This is a genomic window from Taibaiella koreensis (assembly GCF_003545715.1).
Classification (GTDB): domain Bacteria; phylum Bacteroidota; class Bacteroidia; order Chitinophagales; family Chitinophagaceae; genus Taibaiella; species Taibaiella koreensis.
In genome coordinates, this window is sequence record NZ_QVNU01000012.1 from 12,903 (window position 1) to 38,852 (window position 25,950).

The window sequence follows — 25,950 nt, forward strand, 5'->3', positions numbered from 1 at the left end:
GTATTCCCGTAAAAAGGACATTCAAAAAAGATGCTTATCTGCAGGTCAGTTGGAAGCGTATACTCTGGTCTGTTCTTGTGGGTATCGTATGGTCGATGGCTCTTCCGGGAATCCTTTTTTCGCTTAATCGGTGGTGGGGAGCGCAGATGATGCTGGTAACGGGCCTGCTATTGGTGCTACCGGTATTGATCATAAGCTTATTCCTTTATGTACCCAGACCATCGGCGTTTCATGCTGCTATTTTGATCCGGTCGGCTGTCCTATTTTCAATCGGGTTTGCCTTTTTTGTCTCGCAAATATGGTTATAGAACAACTTTTGATAGCTGGTAATGATACGCACATACTATTTTGTTTTCTATAAGCTATATAAGGTTTTCGAGTCTGCCCCTTCACGTTGGTGGAGTGAAATGAAGGCTGCTATTAGCATGGTGTTCCTGGAGGTTTGCCTGATTACCGCTTTACTTACTTATTTTGTTTTGTTGACGGGGAAGTATGAAGGTTTATTGACCAATAATATTACCTGGGGTATCGTTTTTTTGCTCACTGTCCCACTGAATATCTACTTGTTTGTATTCTCCGATCAATGGAAAGATTACGTGGTTGCGTTTAATAAAATGCCCAGCCGTAAAAATAATATAGGTGGCTGGATGGTATTGGGCTGCATACTATTAATAGTATCCAATTTTGTGTACACCATTTTTCTATATTATCAAACTTAATGAGGGCTTTCCTTTTGATTGATTGCGTCCTGTATGTTCGAATGGCCTCCGGCGCAACAGTAAAAGCAGTATGGGCTATAAGCAACACATCATGTCAGAATACATTAAGATATTAAGTAAAAGCAGGCCCTACATTGCAGCAGTAACAGCTGTCGCTGTATTGATGTTCTGGATAATATCCATGAGAACGGCAGGTATTAAAAATAACGATGCTTTTTACAGGCAGTCCTTTTCAACTTTAGTCGTCAATTCAAAGTCCTTTTACCGAAGATCCATCGAATTTCAATTAGGTAATGGTCTGAAAATATATTTCATGCCGAGTGATCAAAAAATTGCCGTGGGAGATTCTATACAAAAAGAAGCCAATACCAACAAGTATAGCGTTTATAGAAAAAATGTAAATGGTGTCTATGATTTCCTGGCGTATTGCGACATCAGCGATTCTCCGTGATCTCGTGTCCGGTTTATTGGCAATGCATTTCCTGAATACTGAAAATGGGTACCATGAAGCTTCTCAAGCTGTATTACTACTTCTTTTACAAGGTTTATAAACTCTTTAAATTTATAGAACCTAAATCCGAAAGTGTAACAATACTAAAGATCAAATCATCTACGGTTTTGGGTGCGATAGAAATCCTGGTCTTGGGTTCATTTTATTTATACTCATGCGTTTTTTTGAAAAAAACGGCTAACAGTCTATCATTGTTTCTTCTAATTGGTGGGCCAATGTTCGTTATGCTATCTGATTGGCTATTGCTTACACGAAACGACAAATGGATCAAATATGTAAGCGAATTTGACCAATGGCCCCCTAAGAGAAATAACAAAGGCAGCTTAATCGTACTTATTATACTAGCAGTAATAATCAGCAATTTTGCTTATTCAGCTCATTTGTTTGAGCAAAATAGATCGGCAATTTATGGAACTCCGTAATTACGTTCCTCGCTGGCGCACGAATCCTTTTGTGTGCCGCCCCACCTGGTCGTAACGTCTCGCTACGATCTACTTTATTAAGATTACCAGGCGCGTGCCGATTTCTGCCAGCACGTTATCGCATGTGTCTTTGCGCCCCGGATAGCAGCGAAAAGCCCGGAACCTATTCATTAAGGCATGTCATTCGTGTGCCGGTTGAAATAGCACTTCTCCCAACGGGCACACGCCTCCTCTCATATGCTGTTAAAGAAAACAACCAAAGCTTAGTGCCTTGGTTGTTTTTGTATGCGAACTTTTATATGCTTCAAAATGAGGAACCCGGTAATGGGATCTATAGCTTCTCCGATATGGGTAATACTGAATAGACTACCCTTCCGGAGCCTTTAGAATGAATACCTCAGGCCGAATTGCATCTGGAACCTGGAGGCGAAATAATCGATAGAGTAAGGCATGCCGGGATCGCTCCAGGTGTAGACGGGATAAGCGGTAGGCGAGCCTGCCTTCGTTTGCTTCAGACCTACGCTAGCCATAGAGTTGAAGGTATTGGGTGAGAAATACTGCCAGCCCCAGCTCTTGTTCAGCAGGTTGGTGAGGTTCATGATGTCGTAGGTAAAGGTAATGGTATGTACCTTTTTGCCCACGTTCAGGTTGAAGTCCTGGCTGAAGCGGAAGTCCAGCTGTGTATTCCAGGGGGTACGTCCGCCGTTCCTTTCGGTAAAATTGCCCCTGCGTGAACTCAGGTATTTGTTCCCGTCGATAAAGGCGTTGAACTGGGCGGCCTGCTGTGTAGCGCTCTCGCCGCCGCTGATATCGTTGAAGAAGTGTACCGCGTCATCTTTGGTGGGGATATACACCAGGCTCACCTGCTGCCCCGTTCCATCGATCGTGGCGTTCACGAAGCCGTAGGAGTAAGGTACGCCGGAAGAGGCATTAAAGAACAAGGTGAAATTAGAGACGAACTTGTTTTCCTTGTCCCAGTTCAGCTTGTAGTTTACGCTAGCCACCAGGCGGTGACGGATATCGAAGTTGGAGTAAGCCAAAGCAGGGCTATTGGGATTCAGCGCCTGGTTTAGCTGCCAGTTCGATTCCATCGAGTTACGGATACCATTGGTAATGTCTTTCGACTGACCATACGTATAAGCCACCATCGCATCCAGCCCGATCTTGTAAGACTTGGTCGCCTGGGCTGTAACACTGTAGCGGTAACCGTCGTGTGTATTGGAAAGCAGGTAGGCATTGGTGTACAGCGGATTGATCTTCTTACCGGAGAAGATCGGCTGTTGCTGGTCCTTGTCGTAGATCATATAGGTAGGGTTGTCCACATAGTTGATCTGCTGAAATTTCAGGTCGTTGATCACTTTGGTATAAATACCTTCTACGGTAAACTTATACCCGCCCGGGGTGGTATAATCCAGGGCCAGGCTGCTGCGCCAGGCCTGGGGCATTTTGAAGTTGTTATCTACCAGGTCGACCTGGGTGGCGCCGGACTTATCGCTGACATTGATCGGATTGCCTTTACCGTCTACCTGACGGGAAACAAAACCTGCTCCGCCATTACCGGTCAGGCCGTCCCGTATGGGATCGGAGCCCGGCGTAAAAGGCGTAGCTGAAGATTTGTTATCATAAGCGCCGTAGGTAACGCCATTGTTGTAATAAGCGTAGCCCAACCATGCAAAGGGAATACGGCCGGTGAACAGGCCGGTACCGCCACGCAGGATCACGCTCTGGTCGCCCATAATATCATAGTTGAAGCCCAGCCTGGGGGATACTTGCACCTGGCCCAGGAAGTCGTTTTTAATGTCTTTGGGCAGCGTGTAGCTATACGTCGTACCATAGTTGGGATCGACGGGAGCACCGGTTGTCTTGTCGCTCAGCGGCTGCTTGCTGGGAAGAGAAGCCAGGTCCAGGCGAAGGCCTACTGTCAGCTTAAAGCGGTTGTGCAGCTGGATTTCATCCTGGCCATATAAGCTGTAGAGGTTCACATGAAATTCGGCAGGCGGATTGTCCATGATGTAATCACGGGTATTGTCTGTGTAATTATAATTGGCCCTTACACGGGATGGCTTATTGGCCAGGAAATCGGCTACACTGCCGTAATCTACGCGACCATTCCAGGAGTTGACAAAACCATACTGAATATTGTACAGCTCGTTGTGCGTACCGACGGTGAAGGTATGGTTTCCTTTGAACCAGGTCACGTTGTCGGTGATCTCGAATACTCGTTGCTTCATATTGAAGATCGCAGCCTCACGATCGGTGCCGAGGAAGATGGTACCACCGTTGGAAGCGATCTGGATCTGCGGGAGCGCAGGATCGGACAGCGGATCGCGGTAATCGTGCACACTGGAATAACCCAGCACCAGGCTGTTGGATAAGGTATTGGAAAAACGCGATTTCAGTTCCATCACGGTAGAACTCTGGTTGTTCACCTGCTTGTAGTCGATACTGCCGAAACGGAAGTTCTGGTTATCCCGCTCCAGGTTGGTCGCCTGGGATAAGATGGTGTTGTTACGGATGGACAGCTGGTTCTTATCGTTGATGTTCCAATCGATACGGTTGAAAAACTTATTGGAGCGGGAATAGATGTTGTAGTTGCCATAAGCTCCGGCATTAATGCCGTAATTGGTCTGCATATAGTCGGAGATCTGCTTGGCCTGGTCGCCGGAGATCAGGGTCATGTCGGGTGATCCGGCGCCCAGGATCACAGGGTCCTGGCGGCGGGTAATTTCTTCGTTGGTAAAGAAGAACAGTTTGTTCTTGATAATCGGCAAGCCTACCCGCACGCCGGTCTGGTAATCGTGAAAGGAGGAAGGCTCTTTGCTGCCATCGCCGGCATTGTTGGGCCCGATGAGGAAAGCAGCGCGGCCATAGCCGTATACCGAACCATGCACCTCATTGGTACCACTGCGGGTAACGGCATTAATGCTGCCACCAAGGAAGTTGCCGATCTTCACATCGTAGGGCGCCAGGTATACCTGCATGGTCTGGATGGCGTCCAGCGAAACGGGGTTGGTCCTGGTGCTGCTGCCGGGCTGGCCCGAGCTGTTGGTCTGGCCGCCAAGCGAGGGACTGAAACCGATCGCGTCGTTGTTGATCGCACCATCCAGTGTTACGTTGTTGTAACGGAAGTTGGTGCCCAGGAAGGAGTTGTTATTGCTTTGCGGCGTCAGGCGGGTAATGTCCTGCAGGCTCCGGCTCAGCGAAGGCATATGCTTGATATCGTCCTGGCTCATGCGCGTGCCTGCGCCGGTCTTCGGGCCGCCTCGCTGCGACTGCACGACTACTTCAGACAGGGCCTGCGACTCATCTTTCAATTTAAAATTCAGGGTTGTGCTACCCAGGCTCAGGTTAAGATCGGTCCGGGTTTCTTCTTTAAAGCCTACATATTGCACGGTAATCGTGTACGGGCCGCCCGGGTTCAGGTTGGTGATCAGGAAACGCCCATCGGCATTGGTTTGGGTACCGGTATTAAACCCGGTTGCCGTATTGGTCAGGATTAAGGACACGCCGGGCTGGCTCTCACCCTTTTCGTCCGTTATTCTACCCTCTATCTGAGCCGTGGTAACCTGAGCATAGGCCCTTGGCATCAACAGGGATAATGCTGCGATAAAGATTGCGTAAAAGACTTTCATTGGTTTCGATTTTTAGCAAAGGTTCGCCCGATGCATTACCAAATAGTTAACTCTATGTTCTCTAAATGTTACTTGACTAATCCTTTACCAATGCCTGAAAAAGTATCCCAGGTCAAAACCAGTGAAATTTTAGCCTCCAATCCCCCTCTTTGATCAGCTGGGGAGCGGAAAGGAAAAAGTCCGGAAAGTATTGGTACTATTGCGTCCAGGTGCAGGAAGCATTCCTGAACTTCAGCTAAATGAAAAACTGAAGGAAGGATACAAAACCACTTGCGTTCCGGGAAAGGCAAAAGCCGTTATCTCTCATCCGGAAGAGAAGGCAAGCGCTTTCCGGCGGAAAAATAATGTCATTGTGAAGATTTGATCGTAATACTTTTTCGGCTTTTTCCTTCTCCGTTACCCATGCCTGCCCAGGTTGCCCGTTTGCGTTTCCTGATATCCCCGAAGCACACCTGGCATACCCCTACCTGTAATTGGGTATTTTTACGAGTAAAAAAGTCAATAACTACTATAATTCGGCTAATTTTGTTCCCGCTCAAAAGGCTTGAAAGGATACGGCGCTGAACAGGGCTTTGTCCCGGCGTGGCTGTGTACCTGTCTCCATCAAGGCTTTTATAGCAATCGAAAACCACGATTTAACCTTCAATAGTATATAACCAGTAATCCTTTAAATCTTTCCATGAAAAAAATCTTACTCTCTGTTTTATTGCTCCCTTTGTGCCTTACGGCCCCGGCGCAGGTAACTTATTATGTAGATGCTGCCCGGCCAGACAACGCCGGCGCCGGCACTTCCTGGGCCACCGCCAAACGGGACCTGCAGGTAGCCATTAACGGCGCGGCCAGCGGCGACCAGGTATGGATAAAGGCCGGTACCTATTTGCCCACACACGATCACTTAGCCAGCACCACGCCAGCCAATAGCCGGGATAAGACCTTTTCCCTGAAGAACGGTGTAAAGGTTTATGGTGGCTTTGCCGGGACAGAAACGCAGTTAAGCCAGCGCAACTGGCAAACCAACAGCACGATCCTGAGCGGCGATATCGGAACGGTAAATGTTGCCACGGATAATGTCTACCACGTTGTCATTTCGGTTAACTTGACGGCAGCTACCGTGCTGGATGGCGTTACCGTTACCAAAGGATATGCCAAGGCGGCAAACCTGTCTTCGATCACCGTGGGCGCGCGAACGCTGAATCGTTACTTTGGCGGGGGTATTTTTAATTCCTATGCGTCTACCACCTTTGCCAATTGCCGTATCACCGCCAACACCGCCGATTGCGACAACAGCAACGATGCCCAGGGAGCGGGCGTTATCAACGACAATTGCTCCTCTGCGTTCACCAACTGTGTATTCGACGCCAACACCTTCCCTGATGGCGGTAGCAGCTTTGGCGCCAAAGGCGCGGGCATGTACATCATGTCCGGGGCCTGTACCCTGACCAATTGCGCTTTCGTGAACAATACCTGTGGTACTACCATCGGTTCTGACGGTGGGGCGATCTATATGAATACAGGTACCACCCGTATTGTCAACAGTATTTTTTACAACAACAGCGCCATGAATGGCGCGGCCCTTTCCCTTGGCGGCGCTCCTCATACACCGGTAGTGACCAATTGTACTTTTGCCAATAATACCTCATTCTATGCCGGTACTGCTTATTCAGGCTTTTCTAATGGCACTTTCAGCAATTGTATTTTCTGGAACAATACGCCTACGGTGAATCCCGTAGCAGGCAGGAACGAGATATACAGCAGCGAGACGAACGTAGCCAATCAGCCGACATTTAAAAACTGTATCGTAAGGGATGGAACCGGCAATCCCCTCTCGGTGGCGAGCACGATTATGAGCAATTGCATCAATAGCAATCCGGCGTTTGCTAATCTTACCGATGGCGATGGTCCGGACAATGTGTTTATGACCGCAGATGACGGCCTGCGGCTGCTGTGTACCTCGCCTGCCATCGGGGCCGGCATAACAACCACACCGCCGGTAACAACAGATATCCTGAACCTGACGCGTATAGGCACACCCGACATCGGCGCCTATGAAGGCATACAGGCTTCGGCTCCTTTCAACAGCATACCTACCGCCAATACCACGATCCAGCTGGGACAGAACGCTACCGGAACCACCAACTATTCGGACTGCAGCAACGAGCTGCTGAAGATCCAATCGGGCGGGACTTATACGCTAGGTGGTATCGTAACTACGAAAGTATGGATAGAGACCGGCCAGCCTTCCCGCTATGTGAAGCGCCACTACGAAATTACACCGCAGACCAATGCAGCCGCCGCAACAGCCCGGGTCACCCTTTATTTTAAGCAACAGGAGTTTACCGATTTTAATGCTGTCAATGCGGTTCAGCTGCCGACAGGACCTTCTGATGCTACGGGTATTGCCAATATCAAGATCGAAAAGAAAGCGGGATCCAGCAACAACGGTTCCGGCCTGCCCGATAGCTATACAGGCGCCTCACAGACCCTTTCCGGCGCCGCACTGGCAGTATCCTGGAACACAGCCGCAGCGCGCTGGGAGATCAGCTTTGACGTAACCGGCTTCAGCGGCTTTTTCCTGAAAACCCAATCGGCGGTGCTGCCCCTGCGCCTGCTGACCTTCACCGGTAAACAAGACCTTGCCTGCAACGTGTTGCAATGGCGTACGGCAAATGAAGTCAATACCAGGGAATTTGAAATTCAGAAAAGTATTGACGCGCGCCAGTTCTACCCCATTGGCGCCACACCGGCTGCCGGCAGCGGAAACAGCTTTTATGAATATAGGGATTGTCCGGCTTCTTCCGGCAAAGCGTACTACCGTTTAAAAATGATCGACCAGGACGGACAATTCACGTACAGTACTGTCGTGACCATCGATGGCAAGCAGGATATCTCTGCGGAGCTCTACCCCAACCCTGCAAATGGCTATCTGCTTATTGCCGCCAACGATGCCAGCCTGATCGGTAGCGAGGTCAAAGTAACAGACCCAACCGGCCGTTTGCTCATGCGGGCAACCCTGAACACGCTGCCTTACCGGTTAAGCCTGGAGCAATTGCCTGCGGGTTTATATTACCTTCAGCTTGCTAGTGGTAAAACCTTACGTTTTGTGAAGCAACGATAAAATCATCTCCGGAAAGCTTATTCCTGCATTCAAATAGAAAGGCCGTTCTTAGGGACGGCTTTTTTGTTGCGCTTCGGTACGGTCGGGGAATGTGATCAGCGATTAAGGCGTATTAAGCGCAGCGCAGGATCGCCGTGGTGCAGTAGTTTACGACAGACAACTATTCAAGTGCTCCAACCGGCAGCTTTATGCTGCCAAGTCCGATGAATAGACTAAGGCGGTTATAACATCAGAACTGGTAGCATTAAAACCGAAAAAGGTATAAGCGCTGACCGCTATACCAAACTTTTTACCGCCACTTTATTATCAGCTGCTCCGGACGAGCGGCTTTTATTTAATAGCAAAGTACCAGATAGCGATAATAATACACAAAATCGCAAACCTGCCTATTGCCCATGCTGCATAACCGTTTTTGATAAAATAGCCCTTCTTGCGCCTGGAAGCATAATCTACAGAAGTGGCGGCAATGAAGATGATCAATAGCAAATAAATAATAAAGTTGTTTCCCATGATTAGTGTCAAGGGCTGAAGTTACAAAAATTCAGGACTTATTTTATCGCAAACATTATTAGAAGAACAAAGGCCCAATATGTCATTCCCTATTCATTGTGATAAACCTGCGACCGGAGCACCGGGAGACGAACTGGTCTTCTGCTTCCGGGAAGGCATGTCATAAAAATGACTTATTTTAGACATGTCAAAACTGATGACAATGGTGCTCAAGATCATCAATGCCCTGCTGATCCTCGTTGCGGTAGGTATGGGTTTAAAACAAGGATATGCCATGCTCGCCGGCCGGCCCGAGATGCTGACGCTTTTCGGCAAATGGGGTATTGGCAAGGCTGGCGTCGCCATCACGGGTATCGTTACCCTTATAGCGGCTTTGCTTATTCTTTTTCCCCGGACATTTGTATGGGGCAATTTTCTAATGGCGGCAGGTATCCTACTTATCATCTGCTTTCAGTTGCTGGACCGTAACCTTAAAGGCGTGGCCATTGAGCTGCCTTTCTTTTTGCTGAACCTCGTGATCATTTACCTGCAATACCCTTTAAAAAAATGAGCCTACGGCGCCGTTTCCTTATACCCCTCCTGGCCGGTAGCCTGTATTGCGCTGTTGCCGGTGCTTGTAGTGCAAAGGATGATACCGGCGCTCAGGCAAAAGAACAAGAACAAAAAACCGGAACAATGGATATCCAGAAAGTAACTGATAGTACAGCCAGGGCAGCGCTTGATGCCTGGCAAAAGGGCGATGGTCCCACCTTTCTTTCCTTTTTTGCGCCGGAGGCGCAGCTGTTTGACGATGGCCATCCCAGGGATTTCAGGCGCTTTGTGGCAGAGGCCTGCGGACACGAACGGTTTACCGACATCGACAAAGTAGCTAACGAGGGCCGCGACATTTACGGTCCTTTCCACACCGAGCAATGGGGCGACTTTAATGCCTATTTTAAATTCCATATCAACGACCAGGGAAAAATAACCCGGCTCGACATAGGGCAAGCGAGCGATTAAGCCCGGGCCTATCGTAGATGCAGTCCGGTGAGCCACTCCGTCATCAACGGAACATAACCCGGTGCGAAAATGGCTGCAGGCGTATCCTTATAGGCTTCTCTCCGCTTAATGGTTTCGGCGCCTGTGCCGCTGTGGTTAAAAGTAAGGGTGTGGTCTGCATCGGGAATGATCCGGATCAGCACATGATCGTTACCGGTTCGCGCCAAAGCCTCTTTATAGGTCCTGGCACTGCTTTGCGGCGGCACCACCAGGTCGTTGGCCCCCCAGATAGCCAATACCGGGCAACGGAGACTGCTCAGGTCCGGCGCGTCGTCCTGCGACAATACGATGCTTAAATAAGCATACACCATCTCATCGCCCCCTATCACATAGTCCTGCCATGTTTCTTTTGCCGTACGCTCCTGCAGCGCCTTGAATTGCGCATAAGGCGCCTTGGCCTGTATCATTTCCCGCAAAGCCTTGTTGTAGGCCATCGCTTTCTGCCGCTCGCTTCGCGAAAAACCAGCAGCCTTCATTCCTGATGTTACCCTGTAGCACTCCTGCTCAAAAGCCGTAGTTACCGGGGAAGAAACCGTGATCACAAATGCCGGTGTGCTTTCCCTGGCAACCTTAGGAATTACCCAACCTGCCTGGCTGATCCCCCATAGTCCCACCTTTGCTGTATCCACTATGGGGCATTGTTTCAGCCGCTCGATCGCCCGGATCACCTCTTCTGCCCGGTCCTGCACCGACATGCGGTACCACTGCCCTCCTGAAGGCGCCACACCCGGCCGGTTCCAGGAATAGCAGGCAAAACCCTTAGCAGTAAAGGCTTCCCATAAATAGCGGTAGTTCTCCGATGAGCTGTAATCTTCGGGTCCGGATCCGTGCACGAAAACGATAACAGGCATCTTTTCCTTAGGAACAAGCGGCGTGATCAGCTTTCCAAACAAAGAGTCGCCATGATAAGTGAAGTTCAGGTCCTGCTCCCGGTAAGGCAGGCTGCTGTCTTGTCCCATCACGACGCCGTCGCCCAAGATGGCGCGAAGAAAAAAGAAAAGCAGAGAACAGGCTCTGGCGGCGCGGGACATTGATGCCATAAACATACAGATTTTCTTAGGAGAATGAATGCGTTAAATTAAGCTTTTCCGGCGACCTGTATATTGGTAGAATAGTTGGCAGTTGGCAATAGATGGGGAAGATTTCAATACGCAATACCGGAAATTCAAATACCAATATTCAATGAAATAGTTGGCAGTTGACAATAGATGGGGCAAATTCCAATACCCAATACTCAATACGCAATACTCGATACCCAATACTCAATACCCAATACCCAATACTCAATACCCAATACCCAATACTCAATACCCAATACCCAATACTCAATACCCAATACTCAATACGCTTGTCGGTTTATCCCGAGCACATTTTCTTTATCTTGTGGCAGATAGACAATTGGTACTATTATTCTTGCCCTGAAAGCCTATCCTTGCTGATAATTTGATTGTATGAAACAGCCCTTACTCATTCTTTTTGCTTTGTTCTTGTCGTTTAGCGTATCCGCACAGAAAAAGCAGCCGCCTCTAAAACCGCCGGAGCCTATAGAACCGCCACGGATCAGCATGCCCGATAATGGGCTTAGCGGTACCCTGTGGCGCCTGGCCGTCGACACTTCCGGCGACAGGACGATCCTTAAGTTTCACCGGATGGACAAGACAACAATAGCAACTGTCCAGGTCCATTTTATCGATGCCCGCAGGTTCCGGCTGAATGTCCAGACAAAGAGTAGCATGCTCAGGGCCGAGGGCACTTACGAGATCAATCCGCCCGAAACAGCATCAGCCGAAGATATAGTCATGTTGGTACCGCCCAGCAATCTTTACTTCAAACAATATAACAACCAGGCTCCCGCCATAGAGACGCTTAAACGAAAAATCGGGAACAGCTATATGGTGACGCAGTTTGAGACCGATGATTTCAAGCTGGAGGAACAACCGGGTCCCGTAATGGCAGCACCCGGACAATAATGTTTTTTGGCTATACGGATATTGGAAACACTGGCCGGTAATCGTCGAGCATACAGACAACGGTCACAAACAGAAAATAGCCCAAAGTCTGTCAGATGACGACTTCGGGCTATTTCGTAATGGTATTTCAATGTCGTTTAGACAAGAAATGAGGTATTAGCATTTCAAAGTTTCGTCCCGCTAGGACCTGTGTAAATATCCTTTCAACGGGAAGAGATCCTTCACTTTGCAAGCTGCGCAAGCTCCGTATCAGGATGACAATGGCGAGTTTACAGTTACGTTAGCCCAAACCATAAACATAGCATTATCATGCTGACATCTGCGGCGCCATGGAAGCATCTAAATACCTATTGTTAACTCAAGATACTGTCCCCGAGCAGATGCAGCTGATTAAGGTCCGTTGTTAACCAGCTGCAAGCATTTCACGCTCTTCCTTTGTGTCCTTTGCGTGTAACATGGCGACCTTCTTCTTCAATTGCGGTAAATGTCATTTCCGAGCGCGTCGCCCGGTATATCCCGGCTTCACTCGTATCTCCCTGCATTATCGCTTTTATCCAGCTACCGCCGCTTCCGCGTCAAAACAGCCTCTTCCTATTCAACCACCCGCAGTTTCAGCTCGTCCAGCTGTACGGGATTCACAGCCGAGGGGGCATCCAGCATCACATCGCGGCCGGCGTTGTTCTTGGGGAAAGCGATGTAATCCCTGATGGTCTCATCGCCGCCCAGCAAGGCGCATAAGCGGTCAAAACCCAGTGCCAGTCCGCCGTGCGGCGGCGCGCCATACTCAAAAGCGCCCAGCAGGAAGCCGAATTTTTCCTGGGCCTCATGGGCATCGATACCCAGTGCTTCGAACATCTTCAGCTGCAGGTCGCGCTGGTGAATACGGATAGAGCCGCCACCCACTTCGGTACCATTCAGCACCAGGTCGTAGGCATTGGCCTGTATGTAAGGATAACGGCCTTTGTCCTGCATCCACTCGATCTGGTCGGGCTTGGGCGAGGTAAAGGGATGGTGCCGCGCTACCCAGCGCCCGGCGCCGCCGCCATCTTCATTATTCTCCGCAAATTCCAGCAAGGGGAAATCCAGGACCCACAGCGGCTTGTATTCGTCACGGTTACGCAAGCCCATACGATTACCCATCTCCAGCCGTAATTCACTCATGGCTTTGCGGGTACGCGTGGCCGGGCCGGCCAGCACCAGGATGAGGTCGCCTGGGCGGGCATCGGTACGCTGTGCCCACTGCGTCAGCCTTTCCTCGTTATAAAACTTATCTACTGAGCTTTTCAGGCTGCCGTCAGCATTGTATTTAATATACATCAGGCCCGTCATACCTATCTGTGGGCGCTTTACCCATTCCGTCAGCTCATCCAGTTGCTTACGGGTATACTCGCTGCAGCCTTTGGCGGCAATGGCTACCACGTATTCCGCCTCATCCATTACTTTGAAATCGGCGCCGCCAACAAGATCGACGGCTTCATCGTGCTCGTTCAGCAGGCCGGCCGGCGCCTTCAGCTCCGCGAGCTGCATGCCGAAACGCAGGTCGGGCTTATCGTTGCCGTAGTATTTCATGGCCTCTGCCCAGGTCATGCGCGGGAATGGCTCCTGGAAATCGATACCCTTCACATCGCGAAAGATGTGCTTGGTAAGACCTTCAAACATCTGTAACACATCTTCCTGCTCTACAAAAGACATCTCGCAATCGATCTGGGTAAACTCCGGTTGCCTGTCGGCGCGAAGATCCTCGTCGCGGAAACACTTTACGATCTGGTAGTACCGGTCGTAGCCGCTCACCATCAACAATTGCTTAAACGTTTGCGGGCTTTGCGGCAAGGCATAGAACTGTCCTTCATTCATGCGGGAAGGCACGATGAAATCGCGTGCTCCTTCCGGTGTGGAACGGATGAGGAAAGGTGTTTCAATATCGTAAAAGCCCTGGGCATCCATATAGTTGCGCGCCGAACGGTTTACGCTGTAACGCAGCGCTATATTGCGCTGGAGCACCGGGCGCCGGAGGTCCAGGTAGCGGTACTTCATACGGAGCTCTTCTCCGCCATCGGTTTCTTCTTCAATAGTGAATGGCGGTACAGCCGATCTGTTCAGGATCGTGTATTCCGACACTTCTATCTCGATATCGCCGGTAGGGATTTTTGCATTCTTGCTGGCACGTTCGATCACCTTGCCGGTAGCCTGTACTACAAACTCGCGACCCAGGGGCTGTTCATCCAATCGTGGGGTAAGTCCTTCATTGAAGTACAGCTGGGTAATGCCATAACGGTCGCGAAGGTCGACAAAGGTAATGCTGCCGAATTTACGCACGGTCTGCACCCATCCGGCAAGGGTTACGGTCGATTGGATATGTTCGCTGCGGAGCTCGCCGCAATGGTGTGTACGGTACATTAGATATGAGACGTTAGATATTAGACTTTAGATACCAGACATTAGTTGTTGGATGTTGTTATAGGATAACACTTTTGCCTGCACGTGGGAAATTGCTACAGGACTGCGCTTCCGGGCTGCGAAGATAATGAATTGGCGAAGATTTTTGGTAACCCCTTACTGCCATCTGCACAAGCCGCCAGCCAGGTCTTTTGAAAATTTCTCCTAAAATTTTGCGTAACCGGATAGTTACCCATATATTTGTAACCGATTAGTTACATATTTACATTCTTCTTTCATCCCTAAAACGATCAACATGTCACATGAACCCTTTGTAATCGAAAGGACCTATAAAGCACCTATAGCAAAGGTATGGCAGGCCATTACCGACAAAGACAAGATGAAGCAGTGGTACTTCGACCTGTCGGCCTTCGAAGCCAGGCCAGGCTTTACTTTCAGCTTCCCAGGCCAGGGGCATAAAGGCGAGCAGTACATCCACCACTGCGAGGTTCGGGAAGCCATTCCTAATAAAAAGCTGAGCTATAGCTGGGCTTATGAAAACTATGAAGGCAGCTCGTTAGTGACCTTTGAGCTGTTTGAAGAGGGAGCGCAAACGCGGCTCCGGCTTACCCATGAGGGGCTCGATACCTTCCCACGGCATCCGGACTTTGCCAAGGAAAGCTTTGCGGCCGGCTGGACCGAGCTCATTGGCAAGAACCTTAAAGCCTTTGTGGAGCAAGCCTGACAATATTTTTAAACTAACTAGCCGTACGTAGGAAACATTGAATCATTCTGCGTTCCCTTACGGTTGCTGAGCCTGTCGAAGCACCATCGCATCGTTGTCCTTTCGACCGGGCTCAAGGACCGGAATGAATTGGTTTCCTACATGCGGATAGTCCATATTTTTAAATACCCGCGGGGCCGCCCAGCTAAGCGGCCTCCCGGGTATTTTAAAGGATGAAGCGGAAAGATTGTGGGAAATGAAAAATGGTGCCTTTGCAAACTTTGTGCGTCATAAAACGGATCATTCAATCTGCTTCAAATGCCGTTTGCACAGTAATGTTTTTTCGCTGCAACACATAGGCGAGGTCCTCCAGCGTTTTCTCGGTAAAGCCTTCATCGCCATAGCCATCGTGCTCATCAAGGCCCATGCAGAAAAACAGCCTGATATCGCTGTCGGTACCGACTTCGATATAATTACAGGCCAGCAAACAAAAGAAGGTCGCTACCCTATCGGGCCTGGATCCCATAACCACAAGCCTTATTTCATCAAGCGGGAATGCCGTATATTTTCTGAAAAGGAAATTGGGATTGATAATGATCAGCTCTTTATCCGTTACGGCGATGCTGTTAAAATAACGACCGCTGATCACAAAGCCGGCAGCCAGGTACAAGAGCGGGAAGGGTATGACATACCATCCGGCCCAGGCAAAGAACGGTATAATAATCCCGGCGCCACCGACGATCACCAATGCTAGAAACAGCCACAGTACCTTTTTCGGCCCATGGAAGACTTCGGCATCTTGTAGCCCCTTTTCCTTTAGTATCCGTTCTACACGCCGGTCTTGCAGCTTCATTTTTCCGGTGGTGAAATTACTATATCATTGCGGTAACACCTGCCACATGTGGTTAGGATTGTCCTAATGCATGCAGCCGGGCCTTGTTCCTTTAACGTTCACAAAATACCGAAACAATATCCCAATCCTGCATCGATACGGTAGCTTCCCATACCTCATCTTTTGTTCTCAACCATATCTCCCACAAGACGGGCTGCTCCACCAGGAAAGGTATCACAAACGTTGTAACATTCCATCTGTTTGCCGTACCCCAAAGATCTTTATGCTGCTCCCGGCCTTCACGCTCGATCATCGCAACCCAATCCGGCAGCATGGCTTCATGCCGTTCCATTATCTGTTGGTAAAATGCCCTCTGCGTTGCAGTTGGCCCTGCTTTCCCTGACATTATACGCAGGGTAATCCGGCGGCTATAGTCGTCACCTGCAGACATATAAGGCTGTTGTGGGATATAACATTTCCAGTAGCTTTTCCGGGTATCGCGCCGGTGTTCCCTATAGATCATAAGGCCCAGCTCCTCATCTTTTCTCGTTGGCGGTGGCTGGATTCCCCATAAATAAGCCATTGCATGCTTGAAGCGACTCCAGAGAGATCTCTTCATTTTTATCTCAGTCATTGCCTTTGAGCTCCTCCAGCATTTTCTGAAAAGTCTCTTTGTCGTTGGCCCAGCCCAGACTGCTGATCTTCGACCAGGAGATAAGAAAATCGTGGACACTGCCATAATACACTTCGATATCGTCGGTAGTGATAATGCGGATAATGCCTTCGCGGGACACCTGTAGGGAAAACAGATATTGGCGGTCTTTCTGCAATCCTTTATCCTCGGTCAGCGATACAGCCGTGATCAGCTGGGTGGTCATTTGTTCCATGCTGCAAATTAGTATAAAGTGACTATCCGGATTATAGGAAACAGGATACAATTTTTGCTTCTAAATAACGGTTGCTGAGCTTGTCGAAGCATCATCGTTGTCTTTTCGACAGGCTCAAGGACCGGCTTTGTTTCCTATATCCGCATACTCAAATAAATCTTAAGTGTGTGGTAAAAGAAAAAGTCCCGGATGAACCGGGACTTTTTATGAATTGGATTGCCGAAGCAATGCTTATTTCAGGATTTCAGTTACCTGACCAGCGCCTACAGTACGGCCACCTTCACGGATAGCGAACTTCAGACCTTTGTCCATCGCGATAGGTGCGATCAACTTCACAGACAGGTTAACGTTGTCACCAGGCATTACCATTTCAACGCCTTCGGGCAGCATACACTCACCGGTTACGTCAGTAGTACGGAAGTAGAACTGAGGACGGTATTTGTTGAAGAAAGGCGTGTGACGGCCACCTTCGTCTTTACCCAGTACGTAAACTTCGCCTTTGAATTCAGTGTGCGGTGTAATAGATTTGGGAGCGCAGATAACCATACCACGACGGATATCTTTCTTATCGATACCACGCAGCAGCAGACCAGCGTTGTCACCAGCTTCACCACGATCGAGAAGTTTCTTGAACATCTCAACACCAGTACAGGTAGAAGTCAGGGGAGCATCGTTAAAACCAACGATCTCAACGTTGTCACCTACAGTAATGATACCACGCTCGATACGACCTGTAGCAACAGTACCACGACCAGTGATAGTGAATACGTCTTCTACAGACATCAGGAAAGGCTGATCGATCGGACGGGGAGGCAGCGGAATGTACTCATCAACTGCGTTCATCAGGTCTTCGATAGCTTTAACACCATCAGCTTCACCGTTCAGACCAGCCAGAGCAGAACCCTGGATGATGGGGGTATTGTCACCGTCGAAACCGTTTTTGCTCAGCAATTCGCGAACTTCCAGCTCAACCAGCTCAAGGATCTCAGGATCATCAACCAGGTCAACTTTGTTCATGAAAACAACCATACGGGGTACACCTACCTGGCGGGCCAGCAGGATGTGCTCCTTAGTCTGGGGCATGGGACCATCAGTAGCGGCTACCACCAGGATAGCACCGTCCATCTGGGCAGCACCGGTAATCATATTCTTCACATAGTCGGCGTGACCAGGACAGTCAACGTGCGCATAGTGACGATTAGCAGTTTGATATTCTACGTGTGCAGTATTAATGGTGATACCACGCTCTCTTTCTTCGGGAGCGTTATCGATCGCGTCATAATCTTTCTTCTCTGCCAAACCTTTATTAGCCAAAACGTTGGTAATAGCGGCAGTCAATGTAGTTTTACCATGATCGACGTGACCAATGGTACCAATGTTTACGTGGGGTTTCTCCCTCTTAAAGGTCTCTTTTGCCATTGTTATTCTTTTTAAAAGAAATTTTTATTTAATTTATAGTTGTAAAAAATATTTACGTCTATGAGCTGTTGAGCAGGATTGAACTGCCGACCTCTTCCTTACCAAGGAAGTGCTCTACCACTGAGCTACAACAGCATTTTGAATTGTTAAATGGCTGGTCCTGCTTCATTGCTGTAATCCACAACGGCAACCATTTATCAATTCAAAATTTGATTCTGAGCGGAAGACGAGTCTCGAACTCGCAACCTATAGCTTGGAAGGCTATCGCTCTACCAATTGAGCTACTTCCGCATACACGCAGTATAAACACCCTGCGCTTATCAATAAAATAAAGTGGGCAGTGAAGGATTCGAACCTCCGTACACGTGAGTGAGCAGATTTACAGTCTGCCGCCTTTAACCACTCGGCCAACTACCCAGATAAATTTTCAATGATAGATTTCAAAACCAGGACCGGAGTCCAAAACCAGAAATCAAGAATCAAAAATTAAGAAAAGAGCCACTTGCCGGGATCGAACCAGCGACCTACTGATTACAAATCAGTTGCTCTACCAGCTGAGCTAAAGTGGCCTTTTATTATCGTTGCAAAGAACTTAACTCCCTAAAAATCATCCGGTGCCGTAGGTCCCGTTTGCTTTGGGATTGCAAAGGTAGGGATGTATTTCGAATTAACAAACAAGTTGTTGGTTTTTTTCAAAAAAAAATTTCCACTATAAGATCCCCTTCTCATGCTGCTTTCGGCACCCACAGGACCATCGTTCTTTTCACAAAAGTAAGCGTATTTTTGGACGCTCCATTCTTAAGCTATGATCCATAAAATACTTTCGGATAAACCTTACAAACTCTTCCTGGCGCTTACTTCTTTTTTTGTCGCCAATGCGCTCATTGCCGAATGTATCGGCGGCAAGCTGTTTTCGCTGGAACGCTTTCTGGGCCTGCAGGTTACCCATTTTTCCCTTTTCGGTGAGCCGGGCCTCTCCTATACCCTCACCTGCGGTGTATTGCTGTGGCCGCTTGAATTTATCCTCACCGATATCGTGAACGAATATTTTGGCCCCAGGGCAGTCAAGCGGATCTCGTATACAGCAGTGGTGCTGATCGCCTATGCCTTCCTGATGTTCTATGTAGCCATGAGCGTACCCGCCGACCAGGATTTCTGGGTCGGCAGCAAAGCGGCTGAGGGCGTACCCGATATGCAAAGAGGCTTCTCGGCCGTTTTCGGCCAGGGCATGTGGATCATCTTTGCCAGCATCGTGGCTTTCCTTATCAGCCAGATCGTCGATGTGGTGGTATTTCACCGCATCAAGAAACATACCGGGGAAAAGCGGGTCTGGCTGCGGGCCACAGGGTCCACACTGGTATCGCAGCTGGTCGACAGCTTCATTGTATTGTTTATCGCCTTCAAAATCGGCAACGGATGGAGCTGGCAAAGGGTGCTCGCTATCTGTATGGTCAACTATTCCTATAAGGTAGTCATGGCCATTCTCCTCACACCCCTGATCTACCTGCTGGAGTATGGCATTGAACGGTATGTAGGCAAAGAAAAAGCTATGGAGATGAAGCTGGCTGCTATGGGAAAAGAAGCGGTCTGAGCAGGTCCGTAAAACATTTTTTGCCAGCTTATTTCCCTTCTTTACCTTTAATCCGTTTATGTACCCCCGCCGGAAACCCTTATACCTGTTGCTATTGCTCCTGTGCCTGCAGCCCTGCAGCTCCCTGACGGCGCAAGACAGTTCCGGTGCAAAAAGCTACCAGGACTACGAGAACCAATCTTATGATCAAAACGCTGCTTCGGCCAGTGCCACAGAAACACAGGAGCCCGATAGTATTCAGTACGCAGCACCGGCGCCGGTAGCCACAGACGACAACCACTATACCGATGAGCCGCCGCCGGAAGAGAAGACATCCTATACCGTTTTTTCAGAATTGCGTCAGCCCCTTCCCTGGCAGAGAAGGGCAATTAACGAGCAAAAATGGCAACAACTGACACAGGATAAGGATTTCCGGTATTCTGACCCTGAGACTAAACCCAAAGAACAAGCCCGGACCAATGATTCCTGGTGGTTCCGTTTTTTCGAAAGTCTGTTCCGCTTCCTGTCCTCCGGCGCCGGCAAGGTGCTCATCATTTGCCTGGTTGCCCTTATCGTGATCGTGATTGTAATACGGGTGATCCAGCTAAAAGGCAATATTTTCTTTGCACCTAAAGATAAGAAGGTACCGCAGGATGCGGACAATGAGCTGGCCGACGATTATGTCCCGCTCAGTTGGGAACAGGCGATACAGGATGCAGCAGCAGCAGGCAATTACCGGCTGGCTGTGCGCCATAGCTACCGCTATCTGCTGCACTTGCTACAGGAGAAAGAGCTGATCGCCTTCCAGACTGCGAAGACAAATTACCAGTACGCTTATGAATTGTCGGGCACCAGGTTGCATCGCCCATTCCTGCAACTGACAAGAGGGTATGAATATGCCTGGTATGGCGGCCTGCCGGTGGCTAAAGACCGGTTTGAAGCTTATTATCAAGAGATCAACGGATTAAAGAAGGACTTGCACCCCTGACCAGAACAAGGGCTACCGAGATTATGCGCCTGAACCGAATTACCTTATTGTTCCCTACCCTTCTGCTGCTCCTGGCCGGATGCAGCAGGAAAGACAAGCCTACCTATTGGTATGCCGACTTTGACCAGGTGAGTAAGAATCCCTATAGCCTGTACCTCGCTTACAACAGCCTGCCCTCCCTGTTTCCGGGCGCCAGCACCGAGCGCCTGAAAAGTAGTTCCCGGCTGACCAACCTGGGTTACCAGCTGAGAAGAAACAAAGGAAAGTCGTTGCTGATGATGGTGGGGCTCAGGCTGCAGTTCGCTACCGATGAAGTCGACTCGCTGCTGGCGTTCGTAGAAGCCGGGCACCAGGTCGTGCTCAGCGCTGCCCGCTTTGACGATGCTTTCCTGGACCGGCTCCGGCTTGAGCAAACTTCTGAAAGTTCGCTCAGCGGGAAAAAACGGCAGCTTATCTACCTCAAAGACAAGAGCAACCAGGCGCAAAGCTTTGCTTACAGCTATCATGACCGTGATATATTGTCGGTGTTTAGCAGCAGCGATACCGTGACGGCGCCTTTCTTCACCCTGGGACTTAATGAGCAAAAGCAGCCCGATTGTATCATGTTCGCCATCGGTGAAGGCAGGATGATCCTGCATGCCGCACCGGTAGCTTTTACCAACCATTTTTTGCTGCAAGGTGAAAACCACAGGTACCTCGATGCCTTGTTCAGCTACCTGCCAGGCAAGTACAGTAATGTTTACCTGTGCTCGTTCAATTACCGCGATGTTTCCTATTCCGACTGGGGCGTGCTCTGGCGCAACAAAGCGACCCGTACCGCCTTGCTGCTCACTTTCCTGGCCCTTTTTATCTTTGTTCTGTTCGAAATGAAGCGGCGGCAGCAGGTGATACCGGTAATCCCGCCCGTCGAGAATGCGTCGGTAGCTTTCGTAGAGACGATCGGCCGCCTGTATTTCAATAAGAAGGATCATACCAACCTGGCGGAAAAAATGGTACAGCATTTTCTTGATTTCGTACGTAACCATTATTACCTCAATACCAATCTGCTCGACCAGGACTTCATCAGGAACCTGGCAGCCAAATCGGGTAAAGGCATCGCACAGACCGACACTTTAGTTCATTATATCAGGGAAGTACAGGCCGGCGCCAAGACCGACGAAGCATTTCTCTATACCTTATACAATCAAATCCAGGAATTTTATCATGGAAAATAACAACGAATGGCACGAAGGGGAAAACAGTAAACCAGCTACGGGCGACGCGCTTTTCCAAAGCCGGATAAACATACAGCCGGTACAGGATATTACCGACCGTATCAAAGAAGCCTCGGCACGTATCATTGTGGGGCAGCACGAGACCATCGAGCTGCTGCTGGCAGCCCTGCTTGCCGACGGGCATGTGCTGATCGAGGGTGTGCCGGGTGTGGCTAAAACACTGATGGCAAAAACCCTGGCACGCCTGGTAGACGCCGGCTTCAGCCGTATCCAGTTTACCCCCGACCTGATGCCTTCCGATGTGGTGGGTACCAGTGTGTTTAATCCGCAGGAAGCCCGGTTTACCTTTAAGCATGGACCGGTATTCAGTAATGTGGTGCTGATCGATGAGATCAACCGCGCCCCCGCCAAAACACAAGCAGCGCTGTTTGAGGTGATGGAAGAGCGCCAGGTGACCGTAGATGGCACCACCTACAAAATGGATCCGCCCTTCGTAGTGCTGGCCACACAAAACCCCGTGGAGCATGAAGGTACTTACCGGCTGCCGGAAGCACAGCTGGATCGCTTCCTGTTCAAGATCAATGTCGGCTATCCCTCCATCGAAGAAGAGACCCGGATCCTTACCGAGCGCCACGAGCAGAAAGGCAGCACACTACTCGATACTTTACAGCCGGTAATCAGCCGCCAGCAATTGGCCGAGTGCCGTGCGCTGGTGCAGCAGGTACATATTGAGACCAAATTGATCGAGTTCATGGCCAGGCTTACTGTGGCCACGCGAAGTGACCGGTCGCTGTACCTGGGCGCCTCACCCAGGGCCTCACTGGCCCTGATGAATGCTGCCAAGGCAATAGCTGTACTGCGTGGCCGGGATTTCGTTACCCCGGAAGATATCCTGTATGTAGCACCGTCTGTGCTGCGTCACCGCATCGCCCTCACTCCCGAACGCGAAATGGAAGGCGCTACGCCAGATGATGTGTTGAAAGAGCTGATCTCCCGCCAGGAAGTACCGAGATAATGTAAAACCGCTAAACCAATAAAAAATCATCATGGCAGATCACTTTGACTGGTCCACTTTTACGGTCCGTATCGATGTCCGGGCTTCCCGGGAAGCGCTCTATGAAGCCTGGACCAGCCAGGAAATGCTGGAGCTCTGGTTCCTGCGCCTGGCCGAATTTACCAACCCTGCAGGCGAAGTGCGCGGTCGTTTTGAAAAGATACAGAAAGGCGACACTTACAAATGGCTTTGGCATGGTTACGACGACAACAGCGTCGAGTACGGCGAAGTGCTCGAAGCCGATGGCTCGGTATTCCGGTTCACCTTTGGAAAGGCAGGCACCTGTACCGTAAGTGTAAAAGAAGTGGAAGGCGAGAATGTGATCGAGCTGCGACAGGAAAAAATACCCGTCGATGAAAAAGGCAAGCAATATTATCATATAGGCTGCCAAACAGGCTGGACTTTCTATTTTGCCAATCTCAAATCCGTGCTTGAAGGCGGTATTGATCTCCGTAACAAGAATGAGAAGCTGCGCAGTATGATCAACTCCTGATCTGCATCATTAGCCCCCGTTGCCAGCAAGCTGGCATAAGCGCTGCAAACACACTGGTGTGTTTGCAGCTTTTTTTATAGCGGCCTGTGCAGGCAGTATAGCAGAACAACATAAGCCGTTCGCACTATGTAACATGTCGCGAGCAAGTATAATGAACGATGGTAAGGCCATAATAATCCATAGACGCACTGCTGCAACAATCGCTCGAAATCCCCTGCCATAGCAACATACAGCGACTATATACTTCTTCTGAAACGGCATGCTATACATCACGTAGCGCTCCGTTCACAACAAAAAGCAAAGTCTAATTTCTGTCATTTTTTGCTATCGCTGATGGAACAATGAAATGCGCGCTTACTTTTGCATGCGCTATGTATCGCTAGGGTATCCACTCATAAGTCACTAGCATAGCCTGTTCGGATTGGTGTAGAAAGCTAACAGTTATCTTACTTGATTTGCATGAATACACAATATAAATACACAAGCCTCCGGACGCCAGATTGTCCCCGCAGGCCGGAATAATAAATTTTCAATGATCCTTTAGGCAGGTTGCCAGCCGGCAACAACAAGCCACCTTTTAAAAATATGCGATACGCATACATGGGGATCGTATGCGCTAAACTGAACGACATGTATCCAAACACTGAAACACTCACACCACAACAAGCCACAGCTCACCTGACGCCTGAGCTGTGGCAAATCGTAACCCGGGATTATCTCTGCAAGATGATCTGCGAGTTTAGTCATGAAATGCTCCTGAAGCCAATAACGATCAGCGCTCATCATGCGCACAACCGCTACAGGCTTGAGGTTGCAGGACAAAACATCGTGTATTATTTCGAAGCCAGACTACTGGCCCTGGACCATTTGCTTATAGATCCCTCGTCTATCCGCAAAGAAACAAATGGCATCGCTACGGAGCCTGACGCCATATCGTTTCTTATTGAGCATAAAGCCGTGCTCGGATTGGAGGAAGGCGATATTGGCACCTATATCGAAGAGGTGATCAGCTGTATGCAGGGCAGCGCCTATAAATATCAAAACAACCAGGTAACGTCCGAAACCCTTGCCACAGCCGATTATCAGGAGGTAGAGCATGCTATGACCGCAGGACACCCCTGCTTTATCGCCAATAGCGCCCGTATCGGATTCGACGCGAGCGATTACCAGAACTATGCGCCTGAAGCGGCCGAGCCCTTCGGTGTGGTTTGGCTCGCCGGGCACAAAAGCAGAACCGCGTTCACCACGATGCCCGGCTTCAGCTATGAGCAGGTAATACGACAGGAGCTGGACCAGGCGCTGCAGGAGCAATTCGATACCGTCATGGAAAGCAAAGGACTGGACAAGACACAGTATTACTGGTTCCCGGTTCACCCCTGGCAATGGTATCATAAGCTGACCCATATCTTCGCTGCGGATATTGCAACGGGACTGCTGGTTTGCCTGGGCGCCAGCACCGATCGCTACCTGCCCCAACAATCGGTGCGCACCTTGTTCAACGTGAGCCATACAGGCCGGTACTATGTAAAGTCGGCTTTATCCATTCTCAATATGGGCTTCATGCGAGGTTTGTCCCCTTATTTCATGCGTACCACGCCGGGCATCAACCAATGGGTATATGCACTCGTGCAGCAGGATGCTTACCTGCAGGAAAAGCAATTCACGATGCTGCGGGAATGCGCGACCATAGGCTATACCCATAGAGCATTCGAAACCGCTTTACAGCAGGATTCGCCTTACAAGAAAATGCTCGCCACCCTCTGGCGGGAAAGCCCTATACCCCTCTTGCAGCCAGGCCAGCAATTGGTCACTATGGCCGCTTTACTGCATGTCGACGCCAGCGGCAATGCTTTGTTGAAAGCGCTTATAACCCGCTCGGGGCTGGACACCGGCACCTGGCTGCAGCATTATTTCGATTGCTATCTCAGCCCGCTGATCCACTGCTACTATTATCATGATATGCGCTTTATGCCGCATGGCGAGAACCTTATCCTGGTGCTGGAGCAAGGGAAGCCTGTAAAAGCCATCATGAAAGATATCGGGGAAGAAGTGGCCATTGTTTCGCCCGACAAACCGCTGCCGGAAGACATCGAACGTATCCGTATACAGGCGCCTGAAGAATTCCGATTACTCTCCATCTTTACCCAGATATTCGACTGTTTCTTCCGCTTCCTTAATGAAGTGCTGGTGGCCCATCTCGACTATCCCGAAGAGCAGTTCTGGGGGCTGGCCGCTGATTGCATCAGGGCCTACCAGGCAAGGTATCCTGAGCTGGAAGAGAAGTTCCGGAAGTTTGACTTGTTTACCGCCGAGATTCCCAAAACCTGCCTGAACCGTCTGCAGATCCGTAACAGCAAAAAGATGATCGATATGGCTGCCCCCTTCCGCAACCAGCATTTTGCAGGTGTATTGAAGAATCCGTTATCTACAAACAAGGCTGCCTTCGCCTAGGAGCACCACCACAAACATCAAAACA

20 protein-coding genes and 4 tRNA genes are annotated in these 25,950 nt (G+C 49.7%); 12 read left to right on the forward strand and 12 right to left on the reverse strand.

Annotated elements, in window-relative coordinates:
- Positions 1-34: 34 nt before the first annotated feature.
- Entirely contained in the window at positions 35-193 is a 159-nt protein-coding gene (locus tag DZK30_RS26340) for a hypothetical protein (RefSeq protein ID WP_205529567.1), read from the reverse strand.
- Positions 194-810: 617 nt separating this feature from the next.
- On the opposite strand from DZK30_RS26340, the gene DZK30_RS25070 reads away from it, so the two are divergent.
- On the forward strand, positions 811-1,170 hold the full coding sequence (locus DZK30_RS25070; protein WP_162903457.1) for a hypothetical protein: 360 nt from the start codon (positions 811-813) through the stop codon (positions 1,168-1,170).
- 865 nt (positions 1,171-2,035) lie between these two features.
- On the opposite strand, the gene DZK30_RS25080 is transcribed toward DZK30_RS25070, so the two are convergent.
- Complete coding sequence (locus tag DZK30_RS25080; protein WP_118976956.1) at positions 2,036-5,284, reverse strand: TonB-dependent receptor; 3,249 nt, start codon at positions 5,282-5,284, stop codon at positions 2,036-2,038.
- 679 nt (positions 5,285-5,963) lie between these two features.
- On the opposite strand from DZK30_RS25080, the gene DZK30_RS25085 reads away from it, so the two are divergent.
- The 3 genes from DZK30_RS25085 to DZK30_RS25100 all read left to right on the forward strand — a co-directional run bounded on the left by DZK30_RS25085 (position 5,964) and on the right by DZK30_RS25100 (position 9,908).
- Complete coding sequence (locus DZK30_RS25085) at positions 5,964-8,399, forward strand: T9SS type A sorting domain-containing protein (RefSeq protein WP_118976957.1); 2,436 nt, start codon at positions 5,964-5,966, stop codon at positions 8,397-8,399.
- A 694-nt stretch (positions 8,400-9,093) separates the two neighbouring features.
- Positions 9,094-9,459 (forward strand): hypothetical protein, encoded by a 366-nt coding sequence (locus DZK30_RS25095; protein WP_240432993.1) that lies wholly within the window; start codon positions 9,094-9,096, stop codon positions 9,457-9,459.
- Positions 9,456-9,908 (forward strand): nuclear transport factor 2 family protein, encoded by a 453-nt coding sequence (locus DZK30_RS25100; RefSeq protein ID WP_205529568.1) that lies wholly within the window; start codon positions 9,456-9,458, stop codon positions 9,906-9,908. The genes DZK30_RS25095 and DZK30_RS25100 overlap by 4 nt, the downstream gene beginning before the upstream one ends.
- Before the next feature lie 8 nt (positions 9,909-9,916).
- Here the strand turns inward: DZK30_RS25100 and DZK30_RS25105 are convergent, their stop codons facing one another.
- Positions 9,917-10,987, reverse strand: a complete 1,071-nt coding sequence (locus tag DZK30_RS25105; RefSeq protein WP_162903458.1) for an alpha/beta hydrolase family protein — start codon at positions 10,985-10,987, stop codon at positions 9,917-9,919.
- A 411-nt stretch (positions 10,988-11,398) separates the two neighbouring features.
- Here DZK30_RS25105 and DZK30_RS25110 point away from each other — a divergent pair, with 411 nt between their 5' ends.
- The gene (locus DZK30_RS25110; protein WP_118976961.1) at positions 11,399-11,917 is read left to right on the forward strand and encodes a hypothetical protein; all 519 of its coding nucleotides are present in this window, start codon (positions 11,399-11,401) and stop codon (positions 11,915-11,917) included.
- A gap of 591 nt (positions 11,918-12,508) precedes the next feature.
- Here DZK30_RS25110 and aspS read toward each other — a convergent pair.
- Positions 12,509-14,314 carry an aspartate--tRNA ligase gene (gene aspS, locus DZK30_RS25115; RefSeq protein WP_118976962.1) on the reverse strand — a complete coding sequence of 602 codons (1,806 nt, stop codon included), beginning with the start codon at positions 14,312-14,314 and terminating at the stop codon, positions 12,509-12,511.
- A 295-nt stretch (positions 14,315-14,609) separates the two neighbouring features.
- Here aspS and DZK30_RS25120 point away from each other — a divergent pair, with 295 nt between their 5' ends.
- On the forward strand, positions 14,610-15,038 hold the full coding sequence (locus DZK30_RS25120; protein WP_118976963.1) for an SRPBCC family protein: 429 nt from the start codon (positions 14,610-14,612) through the stop codon (positions 15,036-15,038).
- Between the two features lie 283 nt (positions 15,039-15,321).
- Here DZK30_RS25120 and DZK30_RS25125 read toward each other — a convergent pair whose 3' ends face one another.
- The 8 genes from DZK30_RS25125 to DZK30_RS25160 all read right to left on the reverse strand — a co-directional run bounded on the left by DZK30_RS25125 (position 15,322) and on the right by DZK30_RS25160 (position 18,724).
- On the reverse strand, positions 15,322-15,870 hold the full coding sequence (locus tag DZK30_RS25125; protein ID WP_118976964.1) for a hypothetical protein: 549 nt from the start codon (positions 15,868-15,870) through the stop codon (positions 15,322-15,324).
- A gap of 91 nt (positions 15,871-15,961) precedes the next feature.
- A complete protein-coding gene (locus DZK30_RS25130) occupies positions 15,962-16,468 on the reverse strand; it encodes a hypothetical protein (protein ID WP_162903459.1) in 507 nt (168 codons plus the stop codon).
- Positions 16,469-16,475: 7 nt separating this feature from the next.
- Entirely contained in the window at positions 16,476-16,736 is a 261-nt protein-coding gene (locus DZK30_RS25135; protein ID WP_118976966.1) for a hypothetical protein, read from the reverse strand.
- Between the two features lie 231 nt (positions 16,737-16,967).
- Positions 16,968-18,155, reverse strand: coding sequence for an elongation factor Tu (gene tuf / locus DZK30_RS25140; RefSeq protein WP_118976967.1), 1,188 nt, complete (start codon positions 18,153-18,155; stop codon positions 16,968-16,970).
- Positions 18,156-18,218: 63 nt separating this feature from the next.
- Positions 18,219-18,290 (reverse strand) — tRNA-Thr (locus DZK30_RS25145).
- An 83-nt stretch (positions 18,291-18,373) separates the two neighbouring features.
- Positions 18,374-18,446: transfer RNA gene (locus tag DZK30_RS25150), tRNA-Gly, on the reverse strand.
- A 43-nt stretch (positions 18,447-18,489) separates the two neighbouring features.
- Positions 18,490-18,572: transfer RNA gene (locus tag DZK30_RS25155), tRNA-Tyr, on the reverse strand.
- A gap of 79 nt (positions 18,573-18,651) precedes the next feature.
- Positions 18,652-18,724 (reverse strand) — tRNA-Thr (locus tag DZK30_RS25160).
- 236 nt (positions 18,725-18,960) lie between these two features.
- Here DZK30_RS25160 and DZK30_RS25165 point away from each other — a divergent pair.
- The 6 genes from DZK30_RS25165 (at position 18,961) to DZK30_RS25195 (ending at position 25,925) form a co-directional block, all read left to right on the forward strand.
- Positions 18,961-19,746 carry a queuosine precursor transporter gene (locus DZK30_RS25165; RefSeq protein ID WP_118976968.1) on the forward strand — a complete coding sequence of 262 codons (786 nt, stop codon included), beginning with the start codon at positions 18,961-18,963 and terminating at the stop codon, positions 19,744-19,746.
- Between the two features lie 58 nt (positions 19,747-19,804).
- Positions 19,805-20,713, forward strand: a complete 909-nt coding sequence (locus tag DZK30_RS25170) for a DUF4129 domain-containing protein (protein WP_118976969.1) — start codon at positions 19,805-19,807, stop codon at positions 20,711-20,713.
- A gap of 23 nt (positions 20,714-20,736) precedes the next feature.
- Positions 20,737-21,927: a DUF4350 domain-containing protein gene (locus DZK30_RS25175; RefSeq protein WP_118976970.1), complete on the forward strand. Its 1,191-nt coding sequence runs from the start codon at positions 20,737-20,739 to the stop codon at positions 21,925-21,927.
- Positions 21,917-22,942 carry an AAA family ATPase gene (locus DZK30_RS25180; protein ID WP_118976971.1) on the forward strand — a complete coding sequence of 342 codons (1,026 nt, stop codon included), beginning with the start codon at positions 21,917-21,919 and terminating at the stop codon, positions 22,940-22,942. Before DZK30_RS25175 ends, DZK30_RS25180 begins: the two co-directional genes overlap by 11 nt.
- Positions 22,943-22,973: 31 nt before the next feature.
- A complete protein-coding gene (locus DZK30_RS25185; protein ID WP_118976972.1) occupies positions 22,974-23,474 on the forward strand; it encodes an SRPBCC family protein in 501 nt (166 codons plus the stop codon).
- Between the two features lie 630 nt (positions 23,475-24,104).
- Positions 24,105-25,925, forward strand: a complete 1,821-nt coding sequence (locus DZK30_RS25195) for an IucA/IucC family protein (protein ID WP_118977014.1) — start codon at positions 24,105-24,107, stop codon at positions 25,923-25,925.
- Positions 25,926-25,950 lie beyond the last annotated feature (25 nt).

Coding starts and splice junctions, on each gene's coding strand:
- DZK30_RS26340 (WP_205529567.1), bottom strand. CDS start 193: ATGATCAATACCGGTAGCACCAATAGCAGGCCCGTTACCAGCATCATC.
- DZK30_RS25070 (WP_162903457.1), top strand. CDS start 811: ATGTCAGAATACATTAAGATATTAAGTAAAAGCAGGCCCTACATTGCA.
- DZK30_RS25080 (WP_118976956.1), bottom strand. CDS start 5,284: ATGAAAGTCTTTTACGCAATCTTTATCGCAGCATTATCCCTGTTGATG.
- DZK30_RS25085 (WP_118976957.1), top strand. CDS start 5,964: ATGAAAAAAATCTTACTCTCTGTTTTATTGCTCCCTTTGTGCCTTACG.
- DZK30_RS25095 (WP_240432993.1), top strand. CDS start 9,094: ATGTCAAAACTGATGACAATGGTGCTCAAGATCATCAATGCCCTGCTG.
- DZK30_RS25100 (WP_205529568.1), top strand. CDS start 9,456: ATGAGCCTACGGCGCCGTTTCCTTATACCCCTCCTGGCCGGTAGCCTG.
- DZK30_RS25105 (WP_162903458.1), bottom strand. CDS start 10,987: ATGGCATCAATGTCCCGCGCCGCCAGAGCCTGTTCTCTGCTTTTCTTT.
- DZK30_RS25110 (WP_118976961.1), top strand. CDS start 11,399: ATGAAACAGCCCTTACTCATTCTTTTTGCTTTGTTCTTGTCGTTTAGC.
- aspS (WP_118976962.1), bottom strand. CDS start 14,314: ATGTACCGTACACACCATTGCGGCGAGCTCCGCAGCGAACATATCCAA.
- DZK30_RS25120 (WP_118976963.1), top strand. CDS start 14,610: ATGTCACATGAACCCTTTGTAATCGAAAGGACCTATAAAGCACCTATA.
- DZK30_RS25125 (WP_118976964.1), bottom strand. CDS start 15,870: ATGAAGCTGCAAGACCGGCGTGTAGAACGGATACTAAAGGAAAAGGGG.
- DZK30_RS25130 (WP_162903459.1), bottom strand. CDS start 16,468: ATGAAGAGATCTCTCTGGAGTCGCTTCAAGCATGCAATGGCTTATTTA.
- DZK30_RS25135 (WP_118976966.1), bottom strand. CDS start 16,736: ATGGAACAAATGACCACCCAGCTGATCACGGCTGTATCGCTGACCGAG.
- tuf (WP_118976967.1), bottom strand. CDS start 18,155: ATGGCAAAAGAGACCTTTAAGAGGGAGAAACCCCACGTAAACATTGGT.
- DZK30_RS25165 (WP_118976968.1), top strand. CDS start 18,961: ATGATCCATAAAATACTTTCGGATAAACCTTACAAACTCTTCCTGGCG.
- DZK30_RS25170 (WP_118976969.1), top strand. CDS start 19,805: ATGTACCCCCGCCGGAAACCCTTATACCTGTTGCTATTGCTCCTGTGC.
- DZK30_RS25175 (WP_118976970.1), top strand. CDS start 20,737: ATGCGCCTGAACCGAATTACCTTATTGTTCCCTACCCTTCTGCTGCTC.
- DZK30_RS25180 (WP_118976971.1), top strand. CDS start 21,917: ATGGAAAATAACAACGAATGGCACGAAGGGGAAAACAGTAAACCAGCT.
- DZK30_RS25185 (WP_118976972.1), top strand. CDS start 22,974: ATGGCAGATCACTTTGACTGGTCCACTTTTACGGTCCGTATCGATGTC.
- DZK30_RS25195 (WP_118977014.1), top strand. CDS start 24,105: ATGTATCCAAACACTGAAACACTCACACCACAACAAGCCACAGCTCAC.